Source organism: Mycobacterium sp. 1482292.6 (genome assembly GCF_001672995.1).
Classification (GTDB): domain Bacteria; phylum Actinomycetota; class Actinomycetes; order Mycobacteriales; family Mycobacteriaceae; genus Mycobacterium; species Mycobacterium europaeum_A.
In genome coordinates this window covers 20,526-41,978 of the sequence record NZ_LZKV01000266.1, presented here as the reverse complement: position 1 = coordinate 41,978, position 21,453 = coordinate 20,526, and the positions used below count along the sequence as shown (strand labels likewise).

Annotated in this window: 20 protein-coding genes and 1 tRNA gene; 4 read left to right on the top strand and 17 right to left on the bottom strand. The window is 66.4% G+C overall.

Annotated elements, in window-relative coordinates:
• The 8 genes from A5624_RS26960 to argS all read right to left on the bottom strand — a co-directional run.
• On the bottom strand, positions 1-422 hold a 422-nt coding region (locus A5624_RS26960; protein WP_156749240.1), incomplete at its 3' end, for a PCRF domain-containing protein.
• A gap of 99 nt (positions 423-521) precedes the next feature.
• Entirely contained in the window at positions 522-752 is a 231-nt protein-coding gene (gene rpmE / locus A5624_RS26955) for a 50S ribosomal protein L31 (RefSeq protein ID WP_066873624.1), read from the bottom strand.
• 179 nt (positions 753-931) lie between these two features.
• The gene (gene rho / locus A5624_RS26950; RefSeq protein ID WP_066873621.1) at positions 932-2,785 is read right to left on the bottom strand and encodes a transcription termination factor Rho; all 1,854 of its coding nucleotides are present in this window, start codon (positions 2,783-2,785) and stop codon (positions 932-934) included.
• A 266-nt stretch (positions 2,786-3,051) separates the two neighbouring features.
• Positions 3,052-3,987 carry a homoserine kinase gene (thrB, locus tag A5624_RS26945; RefSeq protein ID WP_066873644.1) on the bottom strand — a complete coding sequence of 312 codons (936 nt, stop codon included), beginning with the start codon at positions 3,985-3,987 and terminating at the stop codon, positions 3,052-3,054.
• Between the two features lie 41 nt (positions 3,988-4,028).
• Positions 4,029-5,111 carry a threonine synthase gene (gene thrC, locus A5624_RS26940; protein ID WP_066873618.1) on the bottom strand — a complete coding sequence of 361 codons (1,083 nt, stop codon included), beginning with the start codon at positions 5,109-5,111 and terminating at the stop codon, positions 4,029-4,031.
• Positions 5,108-6,433, bottom strand: coding sequence for a homoserine dehydrogenase (locus tag A5624_RS26935; RefSeq protein WP_066873615.1), 1,326 nt, complete (start codon positions 6,431-6,433; stop codon positions 5,108-5,110). Before A5624_RS26935 ends, thrC begins: the two co-directional genes overlap by 4 nt.
• A gap of 4 nt (positions 6,434-6,437) precedes the next feature.
• Positions 6,438-7,796 (bottom strand): diaminopimelate decarboxylase, encoded by a 1,359-nt coding sequence (gene lysA / locus A5624_RS26930; RefSeq protein WP_197519048.1) that lies wholly within the window; start codon positions 7,794-7,796, stop codon positions 6,438-6,440.
• Positions 7,797-7,852: 56 nt separating this feature from the next.
• Positions 7,853-9,517: an arginine--tRNA ligase gene (gene argS / locus A5624_RS26925; protein ID WP_066873609.1), complete on the bottom strand. Its 1,665-nt coding sequence runs from the start codon at positions 9,515-9,517 to the stop codon at positions 7,853-7,855.
• 126 nt (positions 9,518-9,643) lie between these two features.
• On the opposite strand from argS, the gene A5624_RS26920 reads away from it, so the two are divergent.
• Positions 9,644-9,716 (top strand) — tRNA-Arg (locus A5624_RS26920).
• Positions 9,717-10,327: 611 nt separating this feature from the next.
• On the opposite strand, the gene A5624_RS26915 is transcribed toward A5624_RS26920, so the two are convergent.
• Positions 10,328-11,320: an SAM-dependent methyltransferase gene (locus tag A5624_RS26915; RefSeq protein ID WP_232002344.1), complete on the bottom strand. Its 993-nt coding sequence runs from the start codon at positions 11,318-11,320 to the stop codon at positions 10,328-10,330.
• Positions 11,321-11,489: 169 nt separating this feature from the next.
• On the bottom strand, positions 11,490-11,990 hold the full coding sequence (locus A5624_RS26910) for a nitroreductase family deazaflavin-dependent oxidoreductase (RefSeq protein ID WP_066873606.1): 501 nt from the start codon (positions 11,988-11,990) through the stop codon (positions 11,490-11,492).
• A gap of 86 nt (positions 11,991-12,076) precedes the next feature.
• Between A5624_RS26910 and A5624_RS26905 the strand changes: the two genes are divergently transcribed.
• Both A5624_RS26905 and A5624_RS26900 read left to right on the top strand, forming a co-directional pair.
• Entirely contained in the window at positions 12,077-12,769 is a 693-nt protein-coding gene (locus tag A5624_RS26905) for a glycoside hydrolase (RefSeq protein ID WP_066873603.1), read from the top strand.
• A gap of 206 nt (positions 12,770-12,975) precedes the next feature.
• Entirely contained in the window at positions 12,976-13,263 is a 288-nt protein-coding gene (locus tag A5624_RS26900) for a DUF732 domain-containing protein (protein WP_066873600.1), read from the top strand.
• Positions 13,264-13,298: 35 nt separating this feature from the next.
• Here the strand turns inward: A5624_RS26900 and A5624_RS26895 are convergent, their stop codons facing one another.
• Positions 13,299-13,739, bottom strand: a complete 441-nt coding sequence (locus A5624_RS26895) for a hypothetical protein (protein WP_232002343.1) — start codon at positions 13,737-13,739, stop codon at positions 13,299-13,301.
• A gap of 141 nt (positions 13,740-13,880) precedes the next feature.
• Positions 13,881-14,417 (bottom strand): NUDIX hydrolase, encoded by a 537-nt coding sequence (locus tag A5624_RS26890; protein ID WP_066873597.1) that lies wholly within the window; start codon positions 14,415-14,417, stop codon positions 13,881-13,883.
• Positions 14,418-14,485: 68 nt separating this feature from the next.
• Between A5624_RS26890 and A5624_RS26885 the strand changes: the two genes are divergently transcribed.
• Entirely contained in the window at positions 14,486-14,857 is a 372-nt protein-coding gene (locus A5624_RS26885; protein WP_066873594.1) for a nuclear transport factor 2 family protein, read from the top strand.
• 25 nt (positions 14,858-14,882) lie between these two features.
• Here A5624_RS26885 and A5624_RS26880 read toward each other — a convergent pair whose 3' ends face one another.
• The 5 genes from A5624_RS26880 to A5624_RS26860 form a co-directional block, all read right to left on the bottom strand.
• Positions 14,883-15,884: a sensor domain-containing protein gene (locus A5624_RS26880; protein WP_082990665.1), complete on the bottom strand. Its 1,002-nt coding sequence runs from the start codon at positions 15,882-15,884 to the stop codon at positions 14,883-14,885.
• Positions 15,881-16,648 (bottom strand): hypothetical protein, encoded by a 768-nt coding sequence (locus A5624_RS26875; RefSeq protein WP_197519046.1) that lies wholly within the window; start codon positions 16,646-16,648, stop codon positions 15,881-15,883. Before A5624_RS26875 ends, A5624_RS26880 begins: the two co-directional genes overlap by 4 nt.
• A 2-nt stretch (positions 16,649-16,650) precedes the next feature.
• Positions 16,651-19,242 carry a hypothetical protein gene (locus tag A5624_RS26870; protein WP_066873585.1) on the bottom strand — a complete coding sequence of 864 codons (2,592 nt, stop codon included), beginning with the start codon at positions 19,240-19,242 and terminating at the stop codon, positions 16,651-16,653.
• Positions 19,243-19,326: 84 nt separating this feature from the next.
• On the bottom strand, positions 19,327-20,274 hold the full coding sequence (locus tag A5624_RS26865; RefSeq protein ID WP_156749238.1) for a hypothetical protein: 948 nt from the start codon (positions 20,272-20,274) through the stop codon (positions 19,327-19,329).
• 136 nt (positions 20,275-20,410) lie between these two features.
• On the bottom strand, positions 20,411-21,358 hold the full coding sequence (locus tag A5624_RS26860) for a hypothetical protein (protein WP_156749236.1): 948 nt from the start codon (positions 21,356-21,358) through the stop codon (positions 20,411-20,413).
• Between the last annotated feature and the right edge of the window lie 95 nt (positions 21,359-21,453).

The following is a 21,453-nucleotide window of genomic DNA, read 5'->3' as shown; positions in this document are numbered from 1 at the left end:
GTCCAGCCGTGCCGCTCGGCGTAGCGGATGTACATCCGGGCCAAGTCGGCGGCGAACAAGGCCGACTCTTCGCCGCCCTCACCGGATTTCACTTCGAGGACGATGTCGTCGGCGTCATGCGGGTCGCGCGGGGCCAGCATGTCGGTGAGCTGGGTGTCCAGCTCGGCCACCTGGGCTTCCAGATCCGTGACCTCGGCGGCGAAGGAGGCGTCGTCGGCGGCCAGCTCTCGCGCCGTCTCCAAGTCGTCGCGGGCGGCCGCCAACTTGCGGTAGGTGCCCACGATTGGGGCCAGCCGGGCGAACCGGCGTCCGGCCTTGCGCGCCTCGTCGGGATTGCTGTGCAATTCGGGGTCGGCCAGCCGGCGTTCGAGGTCGGCGTGCTCGGCCAGCAGCACGTCTATGGTCTGTACCGGTTTGGTCACTGCCTTACCTCCTGCCCCGTTTCGCCCGTCGTTGCCGCAAACGCAAACCGACGCCCGGCCCGTGCGAGGAGTCGCACAGTTCGGGCGTCGGTATCCGAGCTATTTGTCGGCAGCAGCTCCGGCGTTGCGCTTGCCGTAGCGCTTCTCGAAGCGGGCCACCCGGCCACCGCTGTCCAGGATCTTCTGCTTGCCGGTGTAGAAGGGGTGGCACTGCGAGCAGACCTCGACGACGATGCGGCCGCCGTCCTTTGTGCTGCGCGTCTGGAAGGTGTTGCCACAACCGCAGAGCACCGTGGTCTCCGCGTAGGCGGGGTGAATGTCAGCTTTCATGATTCCTCTTCGATCGTGTCGAGCGTGATTATGCCAGGTCAACCCCTGTCCTCCCAAAACACGGGGACGCCCCCTGGCATTCCCGGCCCGTGGGTGGCCGGCGCGAGACATAGACCACGACGATCGCACGCGGCGTGTCGGGTGCGTGGTTTATGTGTCGCGGCCGCCGGCGGACCGGGTTAGTCGTTGTCCATCCCGGGGGTCGTCTTGGACACCTGGACCAGGAACTCGTAGTTGTTCTTCGTCTTGCGCAGCTGCGACATCAGCAGGTCGATGGCCTGGTGTGAGTCCAGCCCCGACAGCACGCGGCGCAGCTTGTGCACGATGCCGAACTCGTCCGGCGAGAGCAGCAGCTCGTCCTTGCGCGTACCGGACGGGTTGACGTCGACCGCGGGGAAGACCCGCCGCTCGGAGATCTTGCGGTCCAGCTTCAGCTCGGCGTTACCGGTGCCCTTGAACTCCTCGAAGATGACCGTGTCACCGGTGGAGCCCGTCTCGACCATCGCGGTGGCGATGATGGTCAGCGATCCGCCTTCCTCGATGTTGCGGGCCGCACCCAGGAACCGCTTGGGCGGGTACAACGCGGTGGAGTCGACACCACCGGACAGGATCCGGCCCGACGCCGGCGACGCGTTGTTGTACGCGCGCCCGAGGCGGGTGATCGAGTCCAGCAGCACGACGACGTCCTTGCCCTGCTCGACCAGCCGCTTTGCCCGCTCGATCGCCAGCTCGGCGACCGAGGTGTGGTCGGACGGCGGCCGGTCGAACGTCGATGCGATGACCTCACCCTTGACCGAGCGGGTCATGTCGGTGACCTCCTCGGGACGCTCGTCGACGAGCACGACCATGAGGTGGCATTCCGGGTTGTTCTTGGTGATCGCGTTCGCGATGTCCTGCAGGATCGTGGTCTTACCGGCCTTGGGCGGCGACACGATCAGCGCGCGCTGGCCCTTGCCGATCGGCATGATCAGGTCGATGACCCGGGTGGTCAGCCGGTCGCTGGTGGTCTCCAGACGCAGGCGCTGGTTGGGGTACAACGGCGTCAGCTTGGAGAAGTCGGGACGCTTCTTGGCGTCCTCGACCGAGCCGCCGTTGACGCTGTCCAGGCGCACCAACGGGTTGAACTTCTGCCGCTGGTTGGGCTGTTCGCCTTCCTTGGGCACGCGGACCGCGCCGGTGACGGCGTCACCGCGACGGAGGCCGTTCTTGCGCACCATGTTCATCGACACGTAGACGTCGTGCGGGCCGGCCAGGTAGCCGGAGGTGCGCACGAAGGCGTAATTGTCGAGAACGTCAAGGATGCCGGCTACCGGCTGGACGACGTCGTCCTCGCGCAGTTCGGTGTCGCCACCCTCGCCGGATCGCTCGCCCCGGCGGCGGCGGTCGCGGAAGCGGCGTCCCCGCCGGCCCTGACGGCCCTCGCCGTCGTCGTCCTGTTGGTTGGAGCCGCCGCGGCCCTGCTGGCCGCCCGAGTTCTGATCCTGGTCGTTGCCGCCGCCGTCCTGGCCGCGGTCGTCGTTCTGGTTGTCGTTTTTGGGCTTCTGGCGCCGCTCGGCCTCACCGGTGGCTGCGCCGTCACGGCCGCCCGAGCCCTCGCGGTCGGCCTCGTCGTTGCCGCGGCCGGCCGAACCGGCCTCGCGGGAGGCGCCGCGTCGTTCGCGGCGGGGCGTCTCGGTGCTGGCGCCGTTCTGGTCGCCCTTGGCGGCCGGCGCTTCTGCGCTGTCGGTGCCGTTCTTGGCGTTGTCGTTGATGTCCGACTTGCCGCTGTCCTCAGCGGTCTTGGTGCCATTGGCCGGAACGCCATTGGCCTGTCCCCGGACTTCTTTGATCGCGGCGATCAGTTCGTTCTTACGCATGCCCGACGTCCCTTTGACGCCAACTTGATTGGCCAGCGCGCGCAGCTCGGGCAGCACCATCGTGGACAGTGCACCTCCCGAGACGGCGGGTTTCGCGTCTGGAGTGTCAGTCACGGCGTTCGACAGTTGATTGGCGTCAGTGTTTTCGCCAGCCGTGAACAGGTCCGTATCAGTCACGGATTTCCTTTCTTCCCCCGCTGATCAGGTCATACGGGGGGTTCGTTGCATTCAGGCAATTGCCGAGTGCGCCCAATCATCGACTCTGCAACGGTGATCGCCTGGATCGGCGGAGTAAACGGCGAACCTCGTCCACAAGAAGAATTGGTGTTGTCCTAGCGGCAAGGCAGTATGGATGCAGATGCAGATGCTGCGATTGCTGGACGGCTCCGAGGATAGCCCCCATCCCTGTCGGAAGCAAGCAAACCCTCCGGCCACGCTGTGGATCAACCGACGACGGTGACCCCCGGGCTCCAGCGAACAGGTTCGCCAGCCGTCATTTTGGTGATGGCAAATCCGTGTGTCGCCCCGTACTCCACCACTTCGGAGGGGAGCTCCGACGCCGTGGTCAGCGCAATCAGCGATGGTCCGGCCCCGGAGAGCGTCGTCGCAACGTTATGACGCCGCAGCAGCCGCAAATATTCCGCCGAGGCCGGCATGGCCGGTGCGCGCTGCGGCTGGTGCAACACGTCCTCGGTCGCCGCCATGAGCAGGTCGGGGCGCTCGGTCAGCGCCACCACCAGCAACGCCGCGCGACTGACGTTGAAGCGGGCGTCCTCGTGGCTGACCTGCGCGGGCAGCAGCACGCGGGTCTCGGCGGTGAGCGAGCGTTCCTCGGGAATCGCGGAGTACAGGTGGATATCGGGGTGCAGTCGCAGCGGCACCGCCGCGTACGCGGGGCGATCACCACCGCGGTCCACCCACGACACGACCGCACCGCCCAGGACGGCGGCCGCCGCGTTGTCGGGATGACCCTCGAACTCCGAGGACAGCTGGATCAGCTGGGTCTCGCTGAGGGGATTTGAATCCGCCTGTGCGACAAGGCCATTAGCGGCCGCCAGCCCGCCAACCACCGCGGCCGCGGACGAGCCGAGGCCGCGCGAATGCGGGATGGCGTTGCGGCAACGCACCAGAAGGCCCGGTGCGCGGACCCCGACGGCCCGCAGCCCACATTCCACGGCACGCACCACCAGGTGCTCCGGACCTACCGGCAGCTGACCCGCCCCCTCGCCCTCGACCAACACCACCAAGCCGGAATCGGTTGTTTCGACGGTGATTTCGTCATAGAGGCTCAACGCCAGGCCGATGCTGTCGAAGCCGGGACCGAGGTTGGCGCTCGACGCCGACACCACCGCGCTGGCCACCAGCCCCGCGGGCAGCATCGGGGTCATCAACAGCCCTTCGTTGCGAGCGCGCACATTTGTCAGGTCAGCCCCAGCTTTTCGACCACCAAGCCCGGGTCGACCGGCAGCGGGGTCACGGTCGGCATGTCGCGCAGCGCGGTGTCGGGGTCCTTGAGGCCGTTGCCGGTCACCGTGCACACGACCGTCGACCCGCGAGCCACCCAACCGTCGTCGACGGCCTTGAGCAGTCCGCCGATGCTGGCCGCCGAGGCCGGTTCGACGAACACGCCTTCGGACTCGGCCACCAGGTGATAGGCGGCCAGGATCTCCTCGTCGGTCGCGGCCAGGAACCGGCCATTCGATTGCTGCTGCGCGTCAACGGCCGCCGTCCACGACGCGGGCGCGCCGATGCGGATGGCGGTCGCGATGGTCTCCGGGTTCTTGACCGGCGCGCCGTGCACCAGCGGGGCCGCACCGGCCGCCTGGGTGCCCAGCATGCGCGGCAACCTCTCGATCAGCCCTTCGTGGTGATACTCGGTGTATCCCTTCCAGTACGCGGTGATGTTGCCCGCGTTGCCGACCGGCAGGGCGTGCACGTCGGGCGCGGTTCCCAGCGCGTCGACGATCTCGAACGCCGCCGTCTTCTGGCCCTCGATGCGCACCGGGTTGACCGAGTTGACCAACGCGATGGTCGGGAAGTCGGCGGCCATCTTGCGGGCCAACTCCAGACAATCGTCGAAGTTACCGTCGATCTGGATGATCTTGGCGCCGTGCATGACCGCCTGCGCGAGCTTGCCCATCGCGATCTTGCCCTGCGGTATCAGCACCGCGCAGGTGATGCCGGCGCGCGCCGCGTAGGCCGCCGCCGACGCCGAGGTGTTTCCGGTGGACGCGCACAGCACCGCCTGCTGACCGCGCGCCAGCGCATCGGTGACCGCCATCGTCATGCCCCGGTCTTTGAACGAGCCGGTGGGATTGAGGCCTTCGACCTTAAGATGCACGCTGCAGCCGGTCTTTTCCGAGAGCCGACGCGCCGCGATCAGGGGGGTGCCACCCTCGAGCAGGGTGACCGGGGTCCAGTCGTCGCCCACGGGCAACCGGTCCCGGTAGGCCTCGATGAGACCCGGCCACGGTTTGTGGACGGCGGTGCGCGGGGCGCTCATAGGGTGGTCCCTTCCAGTCGCAGCACGCTGGTCACGCTCTGCACGACATCCAAATCGGCCAGCGCCTCCACGGTTTCGGACAGCGCGGCATCGGTGGCGCTGTGGGTGACCACCACGATGCGGGCGCCCACCCGTCGTCCGTCCTCGTCCGCGACGCCTTCCTGACGAACTTCGGCGATGCTCACCTCGCGCTTGGCGAATTCGGCCGCGACCGAGGACAGCACGCCGGGCTTGTCGGCGACGTTCATGCTGACGTAGTAGCGCGTGGAGATGAAACCCATTGGCGCGATGGGCAGTTGGGCGTACTTGGATTCCTTCGGCCCGCGGCTGCCCAGCACCCGGTTGCGCGCGGCCATCACCATGTCACCGGCCACCGCGGACGCGGTGGGCGCGCCGCCAGCGCCCTGACCGTAGAACATCAGCCGGCCGGAGGCCTTCGCCTCGACCACCACCGCGTTGAACGCGCCGTTGACCGTGGCCAGCGGGTGTGACAGCGGCACCAGCGCCGGATAGACCCGTGCCGAAACCCGTTCTTGGCCATCGTCGGTCGTGATGCGCTCGCAGATGGACAGCAGCTTGATGGTGCAACCGAGGGCCCGGGCCGACTCGAAGTCGGCCGGGGTGACCTTGGTGATGCCCTCGCGGTGGACGTCGTCGGCGGTCACCCGGGTGTGGAAGGCGATGGACGCCAGGATCGCGGCCTTGGCCGCCGCGTCGTAGCCCTCGACGTCGGCGGTGGGGTCGGCCTCGGCGTAGCCCAGCGCGCTGGCTTCGGCCAGCGCCGTGTCGTAGTCGGCGCCGGTGCTGTCCATCGCGGACAAGATGTAGTTAGTGGTGCCGTTGACGATGCCGGCCACCCGCAGCACCGTGTCGCCGGCCAGCGACTGTGTGAGCGGGCGGATGACCGGAATGGCGCCCGCGACGGCCGCCTCGAAATACAGGTCAACGTGCGCGCTTTCGGCGGCCTGCGCCAGCTCGCCGGTGGAGGTGGCCAGCAGCGCCTTGTTCGCGGTGACGACCGACTTACCGTGCTCGAGGGCGCACAGGATGGCCTTGCGGGCCGGTTCCACCGGCCCCATCAGTTCCACGACGATGTCGACGTCGTCGCGCGCGGCGAGCTCTTCGATGTCGTCGGTGAGCAGTTCGACCGGGACACCGCGGTCATCGGCGACGCGGCGCACTCCGATGCCGCGCAACACCAGGGGTGCGCCGACACGGGCGGCGAGGTCATCGGCGCTGTCCTCGATGATTCGGACAACTTCGCTGCCGACGTTGCCCAACCCGAGTACCGCTACACCGACCGGCTTTTCGTCACGGGGCACAGTTTCACCTCACTTCCAGACTTAGGAGATCGTCGACCGTCTCGCGCCGCAAGATCAGACGCGCGCGGCCGTCGCGCACCGCGACGACGGCGGGGCGGCAGATCATGTTGTAACGGCTCGACAATGAATAGCAGTAGGCGCCGGTAGCGGCCACCCCGAGCAGGTCGCCGGGCCGCAGATCGCCGGGAACCCAGGTGTCGCGCACCACGATATCGCCGCTCTCGCAATGCTTTCCGACGACACGAGCCAACTCCGCCGGCGCATCGCTGAGCCGCGAGACCAGCCGGGCGTCGTACTGCGCGTCATACAGGGCGGTGCGGATGTTGTCGCTCATACCGCCGTCGACGCTGACGTAGCGCCGGTGTGCGGTGGCGCTGATGTCGACGTCCTTGACGGTGCCCACCTCGTAGAGCGTGATGGTGCCCGGCCCAGCGATCGCGCGCCCGGGCTCGACCACCAGCCGCGGGGTCGGCAGTCCGACGGCCGCCGACTCGTTGCGCACAATCGCGCTCAGCTTGGCGGCCAGCTCACCCATCGGCGGCGGATCGTCGGCGGCGAGGTAGGAAATGCCAAGCCCGCCACCGAGGTCCACGGTGGAGATCTGCGCCGTCTTGTCGACACCGAACCGCTCCACGGCGTCGTGCAACAGGCCGATGACCCGGTGCGCGGCGATTTCGAAGCCGGCGACGTCGAAGATCTGCGAACCGATGTGACTGTGCAGACCCACCAGCCGCAGGTGCTGGGTCTCGAATACCTTGCCCACGGCGTCCAGGGCCACACCGCTGGCCAACGACAGGCCGAACTTCTGGTCCTCGTGTGCGGTGGAGATGAACTCGTGAGTGTGCGCCTCGACGCCGACCGTGAGACGCACGAAGACGTCCTGGACGATGCCCGCCTCGGCCGCGATGGCATCGAGGCGTTCGATCTCGATCATCGAGTCCAAAACGACATGCCCGACACCGGCTTTGACCGCCGCCGTCAGTTCGGCGACGGATTTGTTGTTGCCGTGAAAGGTGATCCGCTCCGGTGGGAAGTTGGCGTGCAACGCGACGGCCAGTTCACCGCCGGTGCACACGTCGAGCGACAGCCCTTCTTCGTCGATCCAGCGCGCGATCTCGCTGCACAGGAACGCCTTGGCGGCATAGTGCACGTTCTTGCCGCCACCGAAGGCGGTCGCGATCTCGCGACAGCGGGACCGAAAGTCGTCCTCGTCGACGACGAACAGCGGGGTGCCGTACTCCTGGGCCAGGTCGCTCACCGTAACGCCCGCGATGGCGGCGACGCCATCGTCATTGCGAACTGTGTTGCGCGGCCACACGTTCGGCGCCAGCAGCAGCAACTCCTCGGGGGATTGCGGGCGCAGCGGGCTTTCGGCGTGGCGGGCCTCTTCGGCGTGCCGAGGGCCGGCGGGGTGAACGTTCACATTCGCTCCGGAGCCGTGACGCCCAGTATCGCCAGTCCGTTGGCGATCACCTGGCGGGTCGCCTGGCACAGCGCCAGGCGCGCGGTGTGCAGGTCGCTCGGTTGCTCATCGCCCTGCGGCAAGACCCGGCAGGAGTCGTAGAACCGGTGGTAGTCGCCGGCGAGGTCTTCCAGGTACCGGCACACCCGGTGGGGTTCGCGCAAGGTGGCCGCCGTGTCGAGCACCCGCGGGAACTCGCCGATGGTGCGCAGCAGCGTCCCCTCCTTGTCGTGGCTGAGCAGCTCGAGGTGGCCTTCAAAACCGGCGCCGCCGGGGACCAGGCCGAGTTCGGCCGCGTTGCGGGCCAGCGCCGAGAGTCGGGCATGCGCGTATTGCACGTAATAGACCGGGTTTTCATTCGACGCCGACGACCACAGCGCGAGGTCGATGTCGATCGGGGTGTCCACCGAGGAGCGAATCAGGCTGTAGCGCGCCGCATCGACGCCGATCGCCTCCACCAGGTCGTCCAGCGTGATCACCGTTCCGGCCCGCTTGCTCATCCGGACCGGCTGGCCGTCACGGACCAGGTTGACCATCTGCCCGATGAGCACCTCGACGGCGGCCGGGTCGTCGCCGAACGCCGCCGCCACGGCCTTGAGCCGGGCGATGTATCCGTGGTGGTCGGCCCCCAGCATGTAGATGGCCAGGTCGAAGCCGCGCTGGCGCTTGTCCAGGTAGTAGGCGATGTCACCGGCGATGTAGGCGGGCTTGCCGTCGCTCTTGATGACGACGCGGTCCTTGTCGTCACCAAAGGCGCTGGTGCGCAACCAGGTTGCGCCGTCCTTCTCGTAGATGTTGCCGGTCTCGCGCAGCCTGCCGATGGCTTGGTCGACCAAGCCCTTGGTATGCATCGAGTCTTCGTGGGTGTAGACGTCGAAGTCGGTGCCGAACTCGTGCAACGACTCCTTGATGTGGGTGAACATCAGGTCGACGCCGATCTCGCGGAAGGTCTCGCGCATCTCGCCGTCGGGCAGGCTCAGCGCGTCGGGCGCCTTCTGCAGCACCTGAGCGGCGATGTCGTTGATGTAGGCGCCCGCGTACCCGTCTTCGGGGGTGGGCTCGCCCTTGGCCGCGGCGATCAGCGAGCTGGCGAACCGGTCGATCTGCGCGCCATGGTCGTTGAAATAGTATTCGCGCACCACCGCGGCGCCCTGTGTGGCCAACAGCCGGCCCAACGCGTCGCCGACGGCGGCCCAGCGGGTCCCGCCGATGTGGATCGGCCCGGTGGGGTTGGCCGAGACAAATTCCAGGTTGATGTTGCGCCCGGCCAGCGCGTCGGAGTGGCCGTATCGGTCGCCGGCGTCGATGACGTTGGTGACGACGACGGCCTGCGCCGAAGCCTCGAGGCGCAGGTTGATGAAGCCGGGTCCGGCCACCTCGGCCGACGCGACGCCGGCGGCGGAGGCCAGCGCCTCAGCGAGCCATCCGGCCAGGTCGCGGGGGTTGGCACCGACCTTCTTGCCCAGCTGCAGCGCCAGGTTGCTGGCGTAATCGCCGTGCTCGGGATTGCGGGGACGTTCCACGGTGACCGTCGGCGGCAGCGCGGCAGCATCGAGCCCGCGCTCGGCCAACACCGCGGCGGCGGTGGTCTTGAGCAGCTCAGCCAGGTCAGCGGGGGTCACGAGCGTCCATCCTATTGGCTGGTGCGCCCCCACCCCGAATCCATTGCGGTGATGGGGCGGCCGCTTGGATGCGTTAGTCTGTCCGTGCTTGTTCGAAAGCCCCATGGCGCAACAGGTACTTGGTGCGCCCCCGTAGCTCAGGGGATAGAGCGTCTGCCTCCGGAGCAGAAGGCCGCAGGTTCGAATCCTGCCGGGGGCACTGTAACTGGCGGAATCGAAAGACCTGCTAGACAGTGCTTTAAAGCTTGATACGGCGACCGTCCTGTACGACCTGCCTATCCGGCCACCATTTGCCCTAGCTAGATTCGTGTGCTGGAACCTGCCTTCCCAGTGTCCGCGACACTTCACGCACTTTGCGCACTCTGCTATTCTCCCAATGGCTACCGCCATAATGCGCCACCCGTAAGCGCCGAATTCGGTGGTAGGAAATTCAAATCACGCGAAAACACTGGCGGTCCTGGTAGATCTACCCTTAGAGCGTTGGCTATTCAATCAGCCATCTTCAGGGATCAAAGAGTCCAAAGGTCAACTCATTTCAACGACCAAAGCCACCGAACAGCTAAACGTCTCTCCCATCACCGTCCGCAGACGGAAAATCATAGGGGGACAAAGCTACCTAGATCGAGTAATTTCAGCTGAGGGTGTGATGAAATCAACGGCCGCTCGTTCGCAAGAGAAACGCGGTTCCTGAATTCGGTTATATGTGTCGCCGAAGAATTGACCATACGTCGACGTCAGCCACGAACCCTCTAAATGCATGATCGGCAAAATTGGCTAGCACTTGCGTAAGGCTGCCATTCGACCTATCCGTTACCTATCCCCGCCTAGGGCCCCGCAGATAAAGTCACACAGCGGAATGCCGGTCCTCTCCTCCTCGGGCCTTTGACGACCGTAGCTCGCGATAAGGTCGTGCACATTGATTGAGTCAACGTGCCAGCCACGCCCCTGTAGCCATTCCCTAACGTCGCTGCGGTCCTCGTCGAACCACATGCCTGGCATGTCGGGCAGCTCTGTGCCAGCCTGACGAAACGATTCCCGCATACCGCCGAACCACGCCGACAAACGGGTGAGGTTCTCCGGTTCGAAGAACTCCGCACCGGTTACGTCAACGGCGATGCGACTGCCCTGTTTACTCAACGTTTGGATGCGTTCGAATAACAGGTCCTGAGCATCTGCAGGCAGATAAGCCAATAGACCCTCGGCGGTCCACGCGGTTGGCAGCTGTGGGTTGAAGCCCTTATCGCACAACGCTTTCGGCCAGTCTTTACGTAAGTCGACCCCGAGCGGGACATATCGACAGGTCGGTTGAACGTTATGGGAAAGCAACACCTGCGTCTTGAACTTTAAGACCTCTGGTTGGTCGATCTCGAAGACGGCGCTATCACTGGCCCACGGCAGCCGCCATGCCCGTGTATCTAACCCTGCACCCAATATGACCGCTTGGTGAAGGCCCGCAGCTTGTGCCGCTGCGAAAAAGTCATCGAACCACTTCGTGCGTGAAGCGACGTAGGCCGATTGGGCCATCAACTGCCGCACGAGCAATGGATCGATGTCTTCGAGTCGCGCGAGCACGTCGTCGTCGGAATAGAGGGGAGACATGAGGCCCTGAGCATCCGCCACTTCCACGAACAGTTGTGCGTAAGGATCGCGGACTAGGGGCCGTTCGCTGGCGGTTTCTTTGGCGCGAGACCCGGCAGCGCCCAACGCCGTCGACCCGACGCTCTTAGCAGATATATCCCAGGTGTCGTCGTCAGACCTAGCCATCGCATAGCCTTTCGATCCGCTCTGGTCTTCCAGACGCATCTTCGCAGGCATCGCGCCCGAGCGGCATCAGTTCGCTCAATCGAACGAAGTTCCGGTATGTCGGCCCTGGTAGGTGCAGCCCAGTTCGGCCAGGGCACGCTCCGACAGGTCGCCCAACTTCTCACCTGCCGGGGGCACCCTTGCTACCAGCTGAAACGGTGCGAGTCAGTCAGCTTCGCGTCAGCACGAACGCCTCGATCTGCCGATTTCCGGACCGCACTTCGTACTTCCGCCAGCCCGGATACAGCTCGAGGCCCTTGGCCCAGATCTCGTCGCGCTCGCGTGGCGTGGCCAGGCGCGCGGTGGCCTGCCAGGTGTCGCCGCCGACCGCGACCGTCGCCTGCGGATGGGCCTTCAGATTGTGATACCAGGCCGGATGCCTGGTACCGCCGAAGTTGGACGCAATGAGGGCCAGGCCGTCCGGGTGCGGGATCCCGTACACGGCGACGGTGCGCGACTCACCGGATTTGGCGCCCGTGGTGGTGAGCATGACCGCCGGGATGCCGGTCGCGACCTCGGCGAAGCTCCTCCGGCCACCGGTGGCCTTGGCGACCAGGCGATCGAGGTGGTGCGCCGTCGGGCGAAGAAGCGCCACACCCACCGTCGTGGACGCCAAGCGGCGCATCGTTCGGTGAAAAGCATTCGCGTCATCGAATGATCGCCCGGGCATGGTGTCATTCTGGTGCGCTCGCCCGCGCTGAACAAGCAATGTGAAAACGCGCCCCATGAGTCACAGACGACATTAAGCTGCTGGTCGTGGGCGTGAAGGTGTTCGCCAAGGGTCGGGGGCGCTGGCTGGCGGTCGCGGCGTCGCTCGTCGTCTCCGCGGCGATGATCCACGCGCAGGGAACCAAGACGCGTTGCTGCGTCGAGACGCCCGTGGCGGCGCCGAGCCCCACCACCAGTGCGCCGGCCCCGGCGCCGCCCGCCAAGGGGCCGCGCCCCGCCAGTCCGGCCGAGATCGAATCGCTGACGGCTCTGGCACCGCCCGCCCCGTCCGCCGGCCAGCAATTCCAGCTCGCCCTGCCGCACAGCGTGGGATCCGAAGAACGGTTGCAGGTCAAGACCATCTGGGCCGCCCGCGTCATCACCGTCCTCTTCCCCCAGATCAAGACCATCTACGGATACCGCGAGGACCCGTTGCCGTGGCATCCCAACGGGCTGGCCATCGACGTGATGATCCCGAACTACCACTCCCCCGAAGGCATCGAGCTCGGCAACCAGATCGCCGGCTACGCCCTGGCGAACGCGAAACGATGGGGCATCAACCACGTGATCTGGCGCCAGAAGATCTACCCGGGCGTCGGCGGCGGCAACTGGATGGCCGACCTGGGATCGGAGACCGCCGACCACTATGACCACGTCCATATCGCGACCGGCGGCGGCGGCTATCCGACCGGGCACGAAACCTATTACATCGCCTCCATGACCTCGGGCCCGACGGACTGATCCGCTCAATCGTTACCCGGCAGCGGGGTTGGCCCGTTGCCACGGAAGTCACCCTTGATTGCTGACACAGGACACAGTTGCTCAGTGCCGGTTTGCCAGCTTTTGCTGTTCGTCGCGCAACTCCGCACCGCACACCGCATAATGAGGCCGTTATCACCCTCACTGAGGAGAAGGAGCCGAGCGTGAAGGCTGTTTGCGGGTTGCGCATGTTGTGTATTCCGGCGGTCGTTGCTGCCGCGTTAACGGTAGGTAGCGGGGTCGCCGCCGCCGACGATGACGGATACCTGGGTCAACTGAAGAAGATCGGCGTGGTGTGGCAGCCGGGCGGCGAAGGCACGCTGATCTCGCTGGGCCACGCCATCTGCTCGGATCGCGCCGCGGGCAAGACCCCGGACGAGCTGGCCACCGACGTTCATTCCGGGTTGAACAGTTCCTTCAACTACGGGGACGCCACGGCCATCGTGAGCGCCGCGGAATCGAACTACTGCCCCTGATCAATCCCTGAGGCGTCGTCGCGACGGCGTCTCCGTCATGCCGGTCCGGCGGCGAACGCCGCCACCGGCATTTCGACGGACCCACCGCAGGGCCCGCCGCTGATGTCGGTGTGCCACGTGCCACGCAGCGATCCGTCGGCCTGCGGTGCGTAGAAGGCCCACGACCGCGCCGGTGCCCACACCTTCGGAACACCCTCGCCCATATAGCAATCCCATTGGAAGTCAAAGCGCTCGACCCATTTGGCGCCGTCCCACGCGTAGTGCGAAGGCTGGGGCAACGTCGGGTTCTTCGGTGCGGGGCCGTTGGTAGCGGTGGCCACGCATCTGCCCGACGAGCACGCGGTGGTGAAGACGTAGTCGGCGCTGAAGGTCGGCTCGGCTTGTTTCGCCGCGACGCTGGTGCCGGATTTACTGGCCGCGTACCTCACCAACGAGTATCTGCCGTTCCACGAGGGCGACATCGCGTTCGCAGACATGCCGGATGCTCCGACGACCAACGTGGTGACGGCTGTGAGCATCGCACCTACCCGAGACGCCGGCCGCATGCGTCAATGGTGGGCATTCGATGACGCGGCGCGATCTCGGCGCGGACACGATCGCGGTGCTGTCGCGCGGATTCACCGCGCTCGCAACAAGAACAGCCCGTAGGCGGCCACCGACTGCGCGTCGGCGATGACTCCTTCGCGGATCATCCGCTCGACCTCGTCGCGCGAGAACCACGCGCTGCGCATGTCCTGCTCCTCATGTTCGCGCTCGACTTCTCCCTCGGCGATGCCGGTGGCCAGAAACACCCAGCCCCGCTGACTGGTCATTCCCGGTGCGACGTCGAGCTGGCCGAGTGCCTCGAACGACGTTGCGCGCAGGCCGGTTTCCTCCCGCAGCTCGCGCTCGGCGAGATCGGCCGGTTCGGCGTCGGCCAATTCGGGAGCGGTGCCTTGGGGGAATTCCCAACGCCGCTCGCCGAGGGGATAGCGAAACTGCTCGACCAGCCGGAGGCGATGCCCGTCGTAAGGCAGCACGAGCGCATAGGCCGGCTTGTCGACGACGCTGTAGATGCCCTCGCTGCCGTCCGGGCGCCGGATGTCGTCCTCACGCAGCACCATCCACGGGTTCCGGTAGATCTCCCGGCTCGCCAGGCATTCGATGAAAGTCACGCCCGCCAGTATTGCCGGGAATACCGCAACTCATACCGCGGCGACGGCGAGGAGTAGCGTCCGAAGTTATGCCGTCGCCAGAAGCCATCACCGAGACCGTCAATCGCTACCTCGCACTGGTCGCCACGGGCACCGCCGACGACATCGTGGCGCTCTACGCCGACGACGCCACCATCGAGGACCCGATCGGCTCCGACATCCGCCGCGGGCATGATGCCATCCGCGCCTTCTACACGGGGTTTCAGGACGCGAAGAAGGACACCGAACTCGCCGAAATACGGATCGGCGGCAGCGAGGCCGCCTTCTTCTGGCATCTGACGCTCGACGCCGGTGACAGCCGCACCCGGATCTCGCCCATTTCGACGATGTCGTTCGACGGGGACGCCAAGATCACGTCGATGCGCGCGTTCTGGTCACCGGCAGACGTTCGGGTCCTGTAGCCCGCCAATCCTGTTGGCAGCCTGCTCAACTCGGGATACGGCCCAGGATGCCCTGCACGAGGGTGGTGGCGTCGTCGCCGAGATCACGTCCGATGACGTCGACGTCGACCACGACGTTGGCCTTGGCCGCCAGGGCCCGCAGCGCGCTGGTGTGCTGGCCGACGACGTCGGTGGTCCGCCCGTTGTCCTGCACGGTCCCCAGGGTGCTGCGCACCGACGTCACCGGGCCGGTCTGCACCGGCGTCCCGACGCTGTAGATGCCGGAGATGCCGCCGTGCGAGTAGGTCAACTGCCTGCCGGCGCAACCGTTGATGTGGTTGATGGCGCCGGCGACGAAACCCTTTGCGGCCGCGGCATTGTCGAACGTCGCGACGAACTCCGAAACCCCGTGCGGAAAACCGTTGGTGTGCTGCCCCAGGTCGACGCCGTAGATGGCGCGGTAACCGCTGTCGCGATAGGACGCCGTCAAGCCGTTGAACACCGCTTCGGTGCATTCCGGGGGATCGAAGCTGTCGCCGGGCTGCAGTTCGTGCGTTTGCGTCCAGGTCTTGTTGACGTACATGCCGGGCGCCTTGATCAGGCCGGCGACGTCTTCCCCGGTGAGCACCAGCGACTGTAGGCCTTCGGGGGTCACCGACGGTTCCGGCGGCGCGGCGGCGGTGGCGCTCGGCTTTGCCGCGGCTGTGGTGGCGCCGGAGTGCGCCGTCGGCTGGCCCGTCTGCCTGTTGCCCAGCGTCGCCCACAGCGCCAGCGCAACCACGGCGATCACGGTGAAGGCGTACGACAGCGTCAGTCCAACCAGCGCCCGATTGCGGCCGCGCTCGCCCCGCCGGCGAATGTCTTTGATGGCGAAGTGGCCCAACACGATTCCCACCGGGGCAAGCAGGAACGCAAACACAACCGACAGTGTGGCCAGCGTGTTCACCTCGTCCGACGGCGGGCGAGCGGACGGTTGGGCGGGCGGCGGGGGCGGCGCGCCCGGATCGAAGGGGTTGGGCCAACTGGGACCCGGCCAGCTAGCCGTCATGAGAAGGGGTCGTAGTCAGCGTCGTTCGCGGGCGTCCTCGGAGGCGGTGTGGTGCCAGCCGGCGGTTGCGCGAACGGCGGAGGCCGATGCGGGACGGGCGGCGGGAAGGCAGCGGATTGCGGAAAGGTCGATGCGGTAACGGGCGCAGGCCCGCCCTGGCGGAAGTACGCGTTGGACTCCGGCAGCGCGAGCAACACCGCGGAGGCGACCGAAATGATGATCGTCGCGACCGCGCCCACCTGCAGCAACTGACCGAACCACGCCACCGACCCGCCGGGGTCGACGACGAAAACCGCTGCGCCAGCGGCCAATCCGAGACCGCAGAAGACCCACGTCACGATCCTGGCCCGGCTGCGGCCGCGATCGTCGAGCACACCCAGCGACACCACCAACGCGGCGACGACGATCAACCCGGCGGCCGTCGCGACCAGCACCGGCCCCGACGTACTACCGCGTGCACGGAAATCCGAAATCGCCACCAGCACGGCGATCGCCGCCGCCAACAACAGCGCGGCGATGCCGGCGAACACATAGCTCCCGAAAAACACGGCGGCCGGGGACAGACCCACGGCCGACTTGGCCGACGACGCCGACGGCCGGATGGACGGTGGCGGCGGCGCGGGCGGTGGTGGCGCGGCGGGCGGTCGCGGCGTAGCTCGCGGCGGCGGCAGGCCGGGCGAAGCCGGCGGGCCCCACGATGGCGACGGCGAAACCGGTTGGGGGCCGAAGGGATCGGAGAAGGGATCCTGGGAATGGTCTGACATCGTCAACGCCTCCCCGGCAAGCCTGCCGGTCGCCTACGACGCCACCACAGCGCGCCCCCGACACCGATCCAGGCGGCCAACGGCAACGCGATCGCGGCGTACATGAGCGGACTCAGCGACGTGCCGAATACCGACTTCGGCATGGGAATGAGCACGCCCGGATCGCCCTTCCACACCTGGCTCATGGGTCGGGCACTGGTCAGGCCGCCCAGCCAGACCTGCTGCGCGGAACTCTGTTGCGGCGAACTCTGCAGCCGCGGGCCGAACAGCGAACCACTTGCGGTTGCGGGTAGGTTGGGGTGATCTTTGGCGAAGTCCTTCGGCGTCATGTTGACCATCGGGATGTTGGTGAAGTCGACGCCGCCGATAGTCAGTTTCCAGGTGGTGCGGTCACCGGTCTGCCAGCTGTAGGTCGCGTCTCCTTCGTAGAAGGACTTGCGGTAGCGGTCGAACAGTTCCTGTGGGCTGAAGGGTTCCTTCGACGTCCAGGCGTCGATGTTGCCCGAGTCAACGATTTTCGAGTAGGCGGTGGCCTTGGTGGCGCTGCGTTGCCGGTACCACTCCGCGGCGATCCGGCTCGCATACACGCGGCGCAGATCGGCGTATTCGGGCGCGTGATTCACCTCGTCGACGATCTTCGGCAGGATCATGGTCCGGTACAGATCGTCGTTTTGGCGGGTGATTCCGGCGTCCTGGGCGGGGCAGCCGATGCCCGGCTTCAAGTCCATTCCCTCGATCTCGAGCTTCACATCAAGCGGGGCGTCCAGGATGTACATCGAGTCTCCCTGGGTGGACACGCTGGCCGGCAACGGGATGATCCACTTACGTTGCGGCGAAAAGCATTTGGAGCCTTTCAGCGCGTCCAGGAATTGGCGGCCGTCCGGCGTGGCGGGGTCGACGAGCTTCGCCGTGGCCTGCTTCATGGTGTAGTCGGCTTCCAGCAGGATCCGCCCGGCGTCGGTGCGACCGAACTGGGCGTCGATGATGCGGTCGGGTTCGTTCGGGTTGAGGTTCACCGTGAAGGCCGAGGTGGGCAGCGCCAGCCAGACGAAGAACGAATCGGAAGCCATGTAGGCGTTGGCATTTCCACCGAACGACGGTGCAGCGCCGGTTTGCGTATTGGCGGCGAAGGAGTACTGCACACCGTTGCCGTTCAGGTCGGTGTCGGAGATGTAGCGCAGCTGCAGCGTGGAGAAGTCGACGCCGCCGAGCACGCCACCGATCCCGCTGGTAACGGCACCAAGCCCGCTCGCGACGCCGCCGCCGATCCCGCTGGCCACGCCACCGACGATTCCCCCGGTCACCGCGCCGGCGATGCCGCTGACCAGCCCACCCGTGACGTTGGCCAAAACGGTGGCAGCGCCGCCCGTGGCGGCGCCGATGATGCCGGCGACGGTGTTGGCGGCCGTCACGCCCGCCAGCACTCCGGCGTCGACGATCGGACCGACAACCGCTCCCGGATTGATCGGCATCGGACCGGCCGCCTGCCTGGGCGTTTGCGGAGCCGGAACTGGTCGGGGCGCTTGCGGCGCAGGAACCGAACCGGGGGCCTGGGGTGCCGGGCCGGGCGCCTGCGGTGCCGGGGCGGGAGCTTGCTGCCCCGGGGCGGGCGCCTGCTGGCCCGGTGCGGGCGCCGGAGCCGAACCGGGCGCTTGCTGGCCCGGCGCGGGGGCCGGCGCCGAGACGGGCACCGACTCGGGCACCGACTCGGGGTCCTGGGCCGCCTGTTCAATGTCCATGTCGGCGTTGACCTGCCCGGAGACGAAGGCTTGTTCGATTGCCTGGGCCGGCGAGTCCGGAGAAGCGCCCGTGGTTTGATCGGCACCGCCGTTCACGGGGTTCTGCCCGCCGCTGGCGAGTACGGCTTTCCCGGACGGGTCGGGTACACCCACCGTCGGGTAATAGCGGACGAATAGCCGGTCGGATGCGCCCAGGCCTTGGCCGGCGGCAAGCATCGCTTGCAGCGTGGCCGGCGGCGGCTTGTCCGGGAAGATGTACACCACGCGACGGCCGGTCTGCTGCGCGATGCGTAGGAAGTCTTCGAGCTGCGCCTTGTCGACGGCCCCGGTCTTGATCTCGACGATTTCTTGATCGTTGTGGAAGTCAGGGCGGCGGTTGATCGAGGTGCCCTTGATCTTCCGGTTGCGGATGTATCCGTTCTCCGTCAACTTCAGCTCTTGATCGAGCGCGGTTTCGAAGCTGGTGCCGGTGTTGCGATTGTTGAAGGCGCGCACGTAAGCGTCGCGATAGTCCGCCCAGCTCAGTGGATTCGCCACGGCGGGGGCCCGTTGGTTCTGGTAGACCAGCCAGCTCTTGTAGAGGTGTTGTTCGGTGCCGGCTTTGTACTTGCCCCTGGTATTGATATCGATCAAAGCCGCGCGGCTCGGTGCGGGTAGCGCAGAGAGGCCATTGGCCGATGGAAAGGTATAGGTGAGCGGGGTCTTGCCCGGCGGCGGATCCTGGTCGGCGGAGTATCCGGGCAGTTTCGGTGCGGGATCCGCAATGGCCTGGCGCGTGGGCGTCAGCAGCGACGCCAACACCAGAACCAGGGCGGTCGCAACGACGCGACGCCAAATCAGCCAAACCCGAGCCATGTGCGGCCCTCCCCGTCGGACTTCGCGCTCGAAGGCGAAGCACAAGATGTCGCGATCCTAAGTGAGGTTGACGGGCTTGAGAATTCAGCCGACCCATTCGTCGTAGTACGCGCGGGTATCGCCGGGATCTTTATGCCTGACCATGGCGGAGAGCAGATGGTATGGCGCCGTGAAGCCGGCGTCGTCGTTGAGCTGAATCTTGAAGTTGGCGGTAATCGAATCGCCCTCGTCGGCGAAGTCGCGGTAGACCCATCGGGACGGATGGCCACGGCGCAGCATTTCGCCCAGGTAATAGGAAGCGCCATCGACGAAGTCGGCATTGGCGGGAGCATGGAAAGCCTCGACCGTCGGCGTCACCTGCAGCACGAGGGCAGTGAGTCGGCCGATGCTGTCGGGACTGTAATCCCAGTTGCCACCGTTGCGGGCCGCCCAATCGGCGAAATGCTGCTCCTGGTGAGCCAGCCAGTCATCGAGCACCGTCGAGGGCGGCGGAGCATTGAACAGACCATCCGCCAGAGTGCGCTCTTTGACCGGGGACCACCCAGGATGCGCTTCGGCATAGTCCTGGACGACCTGCCGCCAGCGCCCGTACACGGCCACCAACACCGCACTCTCATCGGCCAACGCTTGCAGCAACAGATGCGTCGGCGACAACGCCTCCAGCCCCGATTCGGAGTCGGGGCGGATGATCGGAAAGCCCGTCGCATCGGGTTCGCCCGCACTGTCGATCCGCCAACGATGCTCAGACAGCCGCCGCCGCAGTCCGGGGTCATCAACCGCGACACCCGCGGGCGGCTCGGCGACCCAGTCCCACCGCCCACCACCGACACGCATCAAGGCCTCACCCAGATACGCCACCACCCCCGCGGTGAACGACTGATTTGCGTCCTCGAGCGCCTCAGCCGGATCGGCCAACCGATCGCGCGCCGCGGTCTCCAGCACCGACAACGATGCCTCGGAATAATCCAGCGTGACCGAGCCACCCAGATCGACATCGCCAGTCATGTCGATAAGCAAGTTGATCCGGTCCAACCACCAATCCAGCGGCCCACCCTCCACCGCACCCTCCCAATCGGCCCCGTCGGCTTTCCAGCAGACTGCCCGGCGACGACGATGCGCCTCCTTGCAACGGTTTTCGCGCGCGATCTGTTGGATCAGCGGAGTGAAGTCAACCGACCCATTCGTCGTAGTAGGCGCGAGGACGCCCGAGGTCGCCACGCTCGAGCATGAATGACAGCAAATGGAACGGACCGGTAAAACCGGCATCGTCGGTCAGTTGAAGTTGAAAGTTCGCGGTAATCGGGTCGCCCTCGTCGCGAAACTCGCGGTACACCCAACGCGAGGGGCAGCCGCGCCGCAATATCTCGCCCAGGTAGTAACAGGCGCCGTCGACGAACTCGCGATTAGCCGGATCTCGAAGCGCGGCCACGGTCGGCGCTTTCCGCGATACGAGCTCGGTCAACCGGTTAATGCTGTCGGGACTGTAATCCCAGTTGCCACCGTTGCGGGCCGCCCAATCGGCGAAATGCTGCTCCTGGTGAGCCAGCCAGTCATCGAGCACCGTCGAGGGCGGCGGAGCATTGAACAGACCATCCGCCAGAGTGCGCTCTTTGACCGGGGACCACCCAGGATGCGCCTCGGCATAGTCCTGGACGACCTGCCGCCAGCGCCCGTACACGGCCACCAACACCGCACTCTCATCGGCCAACGCTTGCAGCAACAGATGCGTCGGCGACAACGCCTCCAGCCCCGATTCGGAGTCGGGGCGGATGATCGGAAAGCCCGTCGCATCGGGTTCGCCCGCACTGTCGATCCGCCAACGATGCTCAGACAGCCGCCGCCGCAGTCCGGGGTCATCAACCGCGACACCCGCGGGCGGCTCGGCGACCCAGTCCCACCGCCCACCACCGACACGCATCAAGGCCTCACCCAGATACGCCACCACCCCCGCGGTGAACGACTGATTTGCGTCCTCGAGCGCCTCAGCCGGATCGGCCAACCGATCGCGCGCCGCGGTCTCCAGCACCGACAACGATGCCTCGGAATAATCCAGCGTGACCGAGCCACCCAGATCGACATCGCCAGTCATGTCGATAAGCAAGTTGATCCGGTCCAACCACCAATCCAGCGGCCCACCCTCCACCGCACCCTCCCAATCAGTCCCACAGCTTCGCCGTCAAGCGATGATCCGCGTCATTATCTCCCTCAAGA

What these genes read in the sequence shown, in the direction of transcription:
- rpmE (WP_066873624.1), bottom strand. Translation starts at nt 752, where the DNA reads ATGAAAGCTGACATTCACCCCGCCTACGCGGAGACCACGGTGCTCTGC.
- thrB (WP_066873644.1), bottom strand. Translation starts at nt 3,987, where the DNA reads ATGCTGCCCGCGGGGCTGGTGGCCAGCGCGGTGGTGTCGGCGTCGAGC.
- thrC (WP_066873618.1), bottom strand. Translation starts at nt 5,111, where the DNA reads ATGAGCGCCCCGCGCACCGCCGTCCACAAACCGTGGCCGGGTCTCATC.
- A5624_RS26915 (WP_232002344.1), bottom strand. Translation starts at nt 11,320, where the DNA reads ATGCGTCTGGAAGACCAGAGCGGATCGAAAGGCTATGCGATGGCTAGG.
- A5624_RS26910 (WP_066873606.1), bottom strand. Translation starts at nt 11,990, where the DNA reads ATGCCCGGGCGATCATTCGATGACGCGAATGCTTTTCACCGAACGATG.
- A5624_RS26900 (WP_066873600.1), top strand. Translation starts at nt 12,976, where the DNA reads ATGTTGTGTATTCCGGCGGTCGTTGCTGCCGCGTTAACGGTAGGTAGC.
- A5624_RS26895 (WP_232002343.1), bottom strand. Translation starts at nt 13,739, where the DNA reads ATGTCTGCGAACGCGATGTCGCCCTCGTGGAACGGCAGATACTCGTTG.
- A5624_RS26885 (WP_066873594.1), top strand. Translation starts at nt 14,486, where the DNA reads ATGCCGTCGCCAGAAGCCATCACCGAGACCGTCAATCGCTACCTCGCA.
- A5624_RS26880 (WP_082990665.1), bottom strand. Translation starts at nt 15,884, where the DNA reads ATGACGGCTAGCTGGCCGGGTCCCAGTTGGCCCAACCCCTTCGATCCG.
- A5624_RS26875 (WP_197519046.1), bottom strand. Translation starts at nt 16,648, where the DNA reads ATGTCAGACCATTCCCAGGATCCCTTCTCCGATCCCTTCGGCCCCCAA.
- A5624_RS26870 (WP_066873585.1), bottom strand. Translation starts at nt 19,242, where the DNA reads ATGGCTCGGGTTTGGCTGATTTGGCGTCGCGTCGTTGCGACCGCCCTG.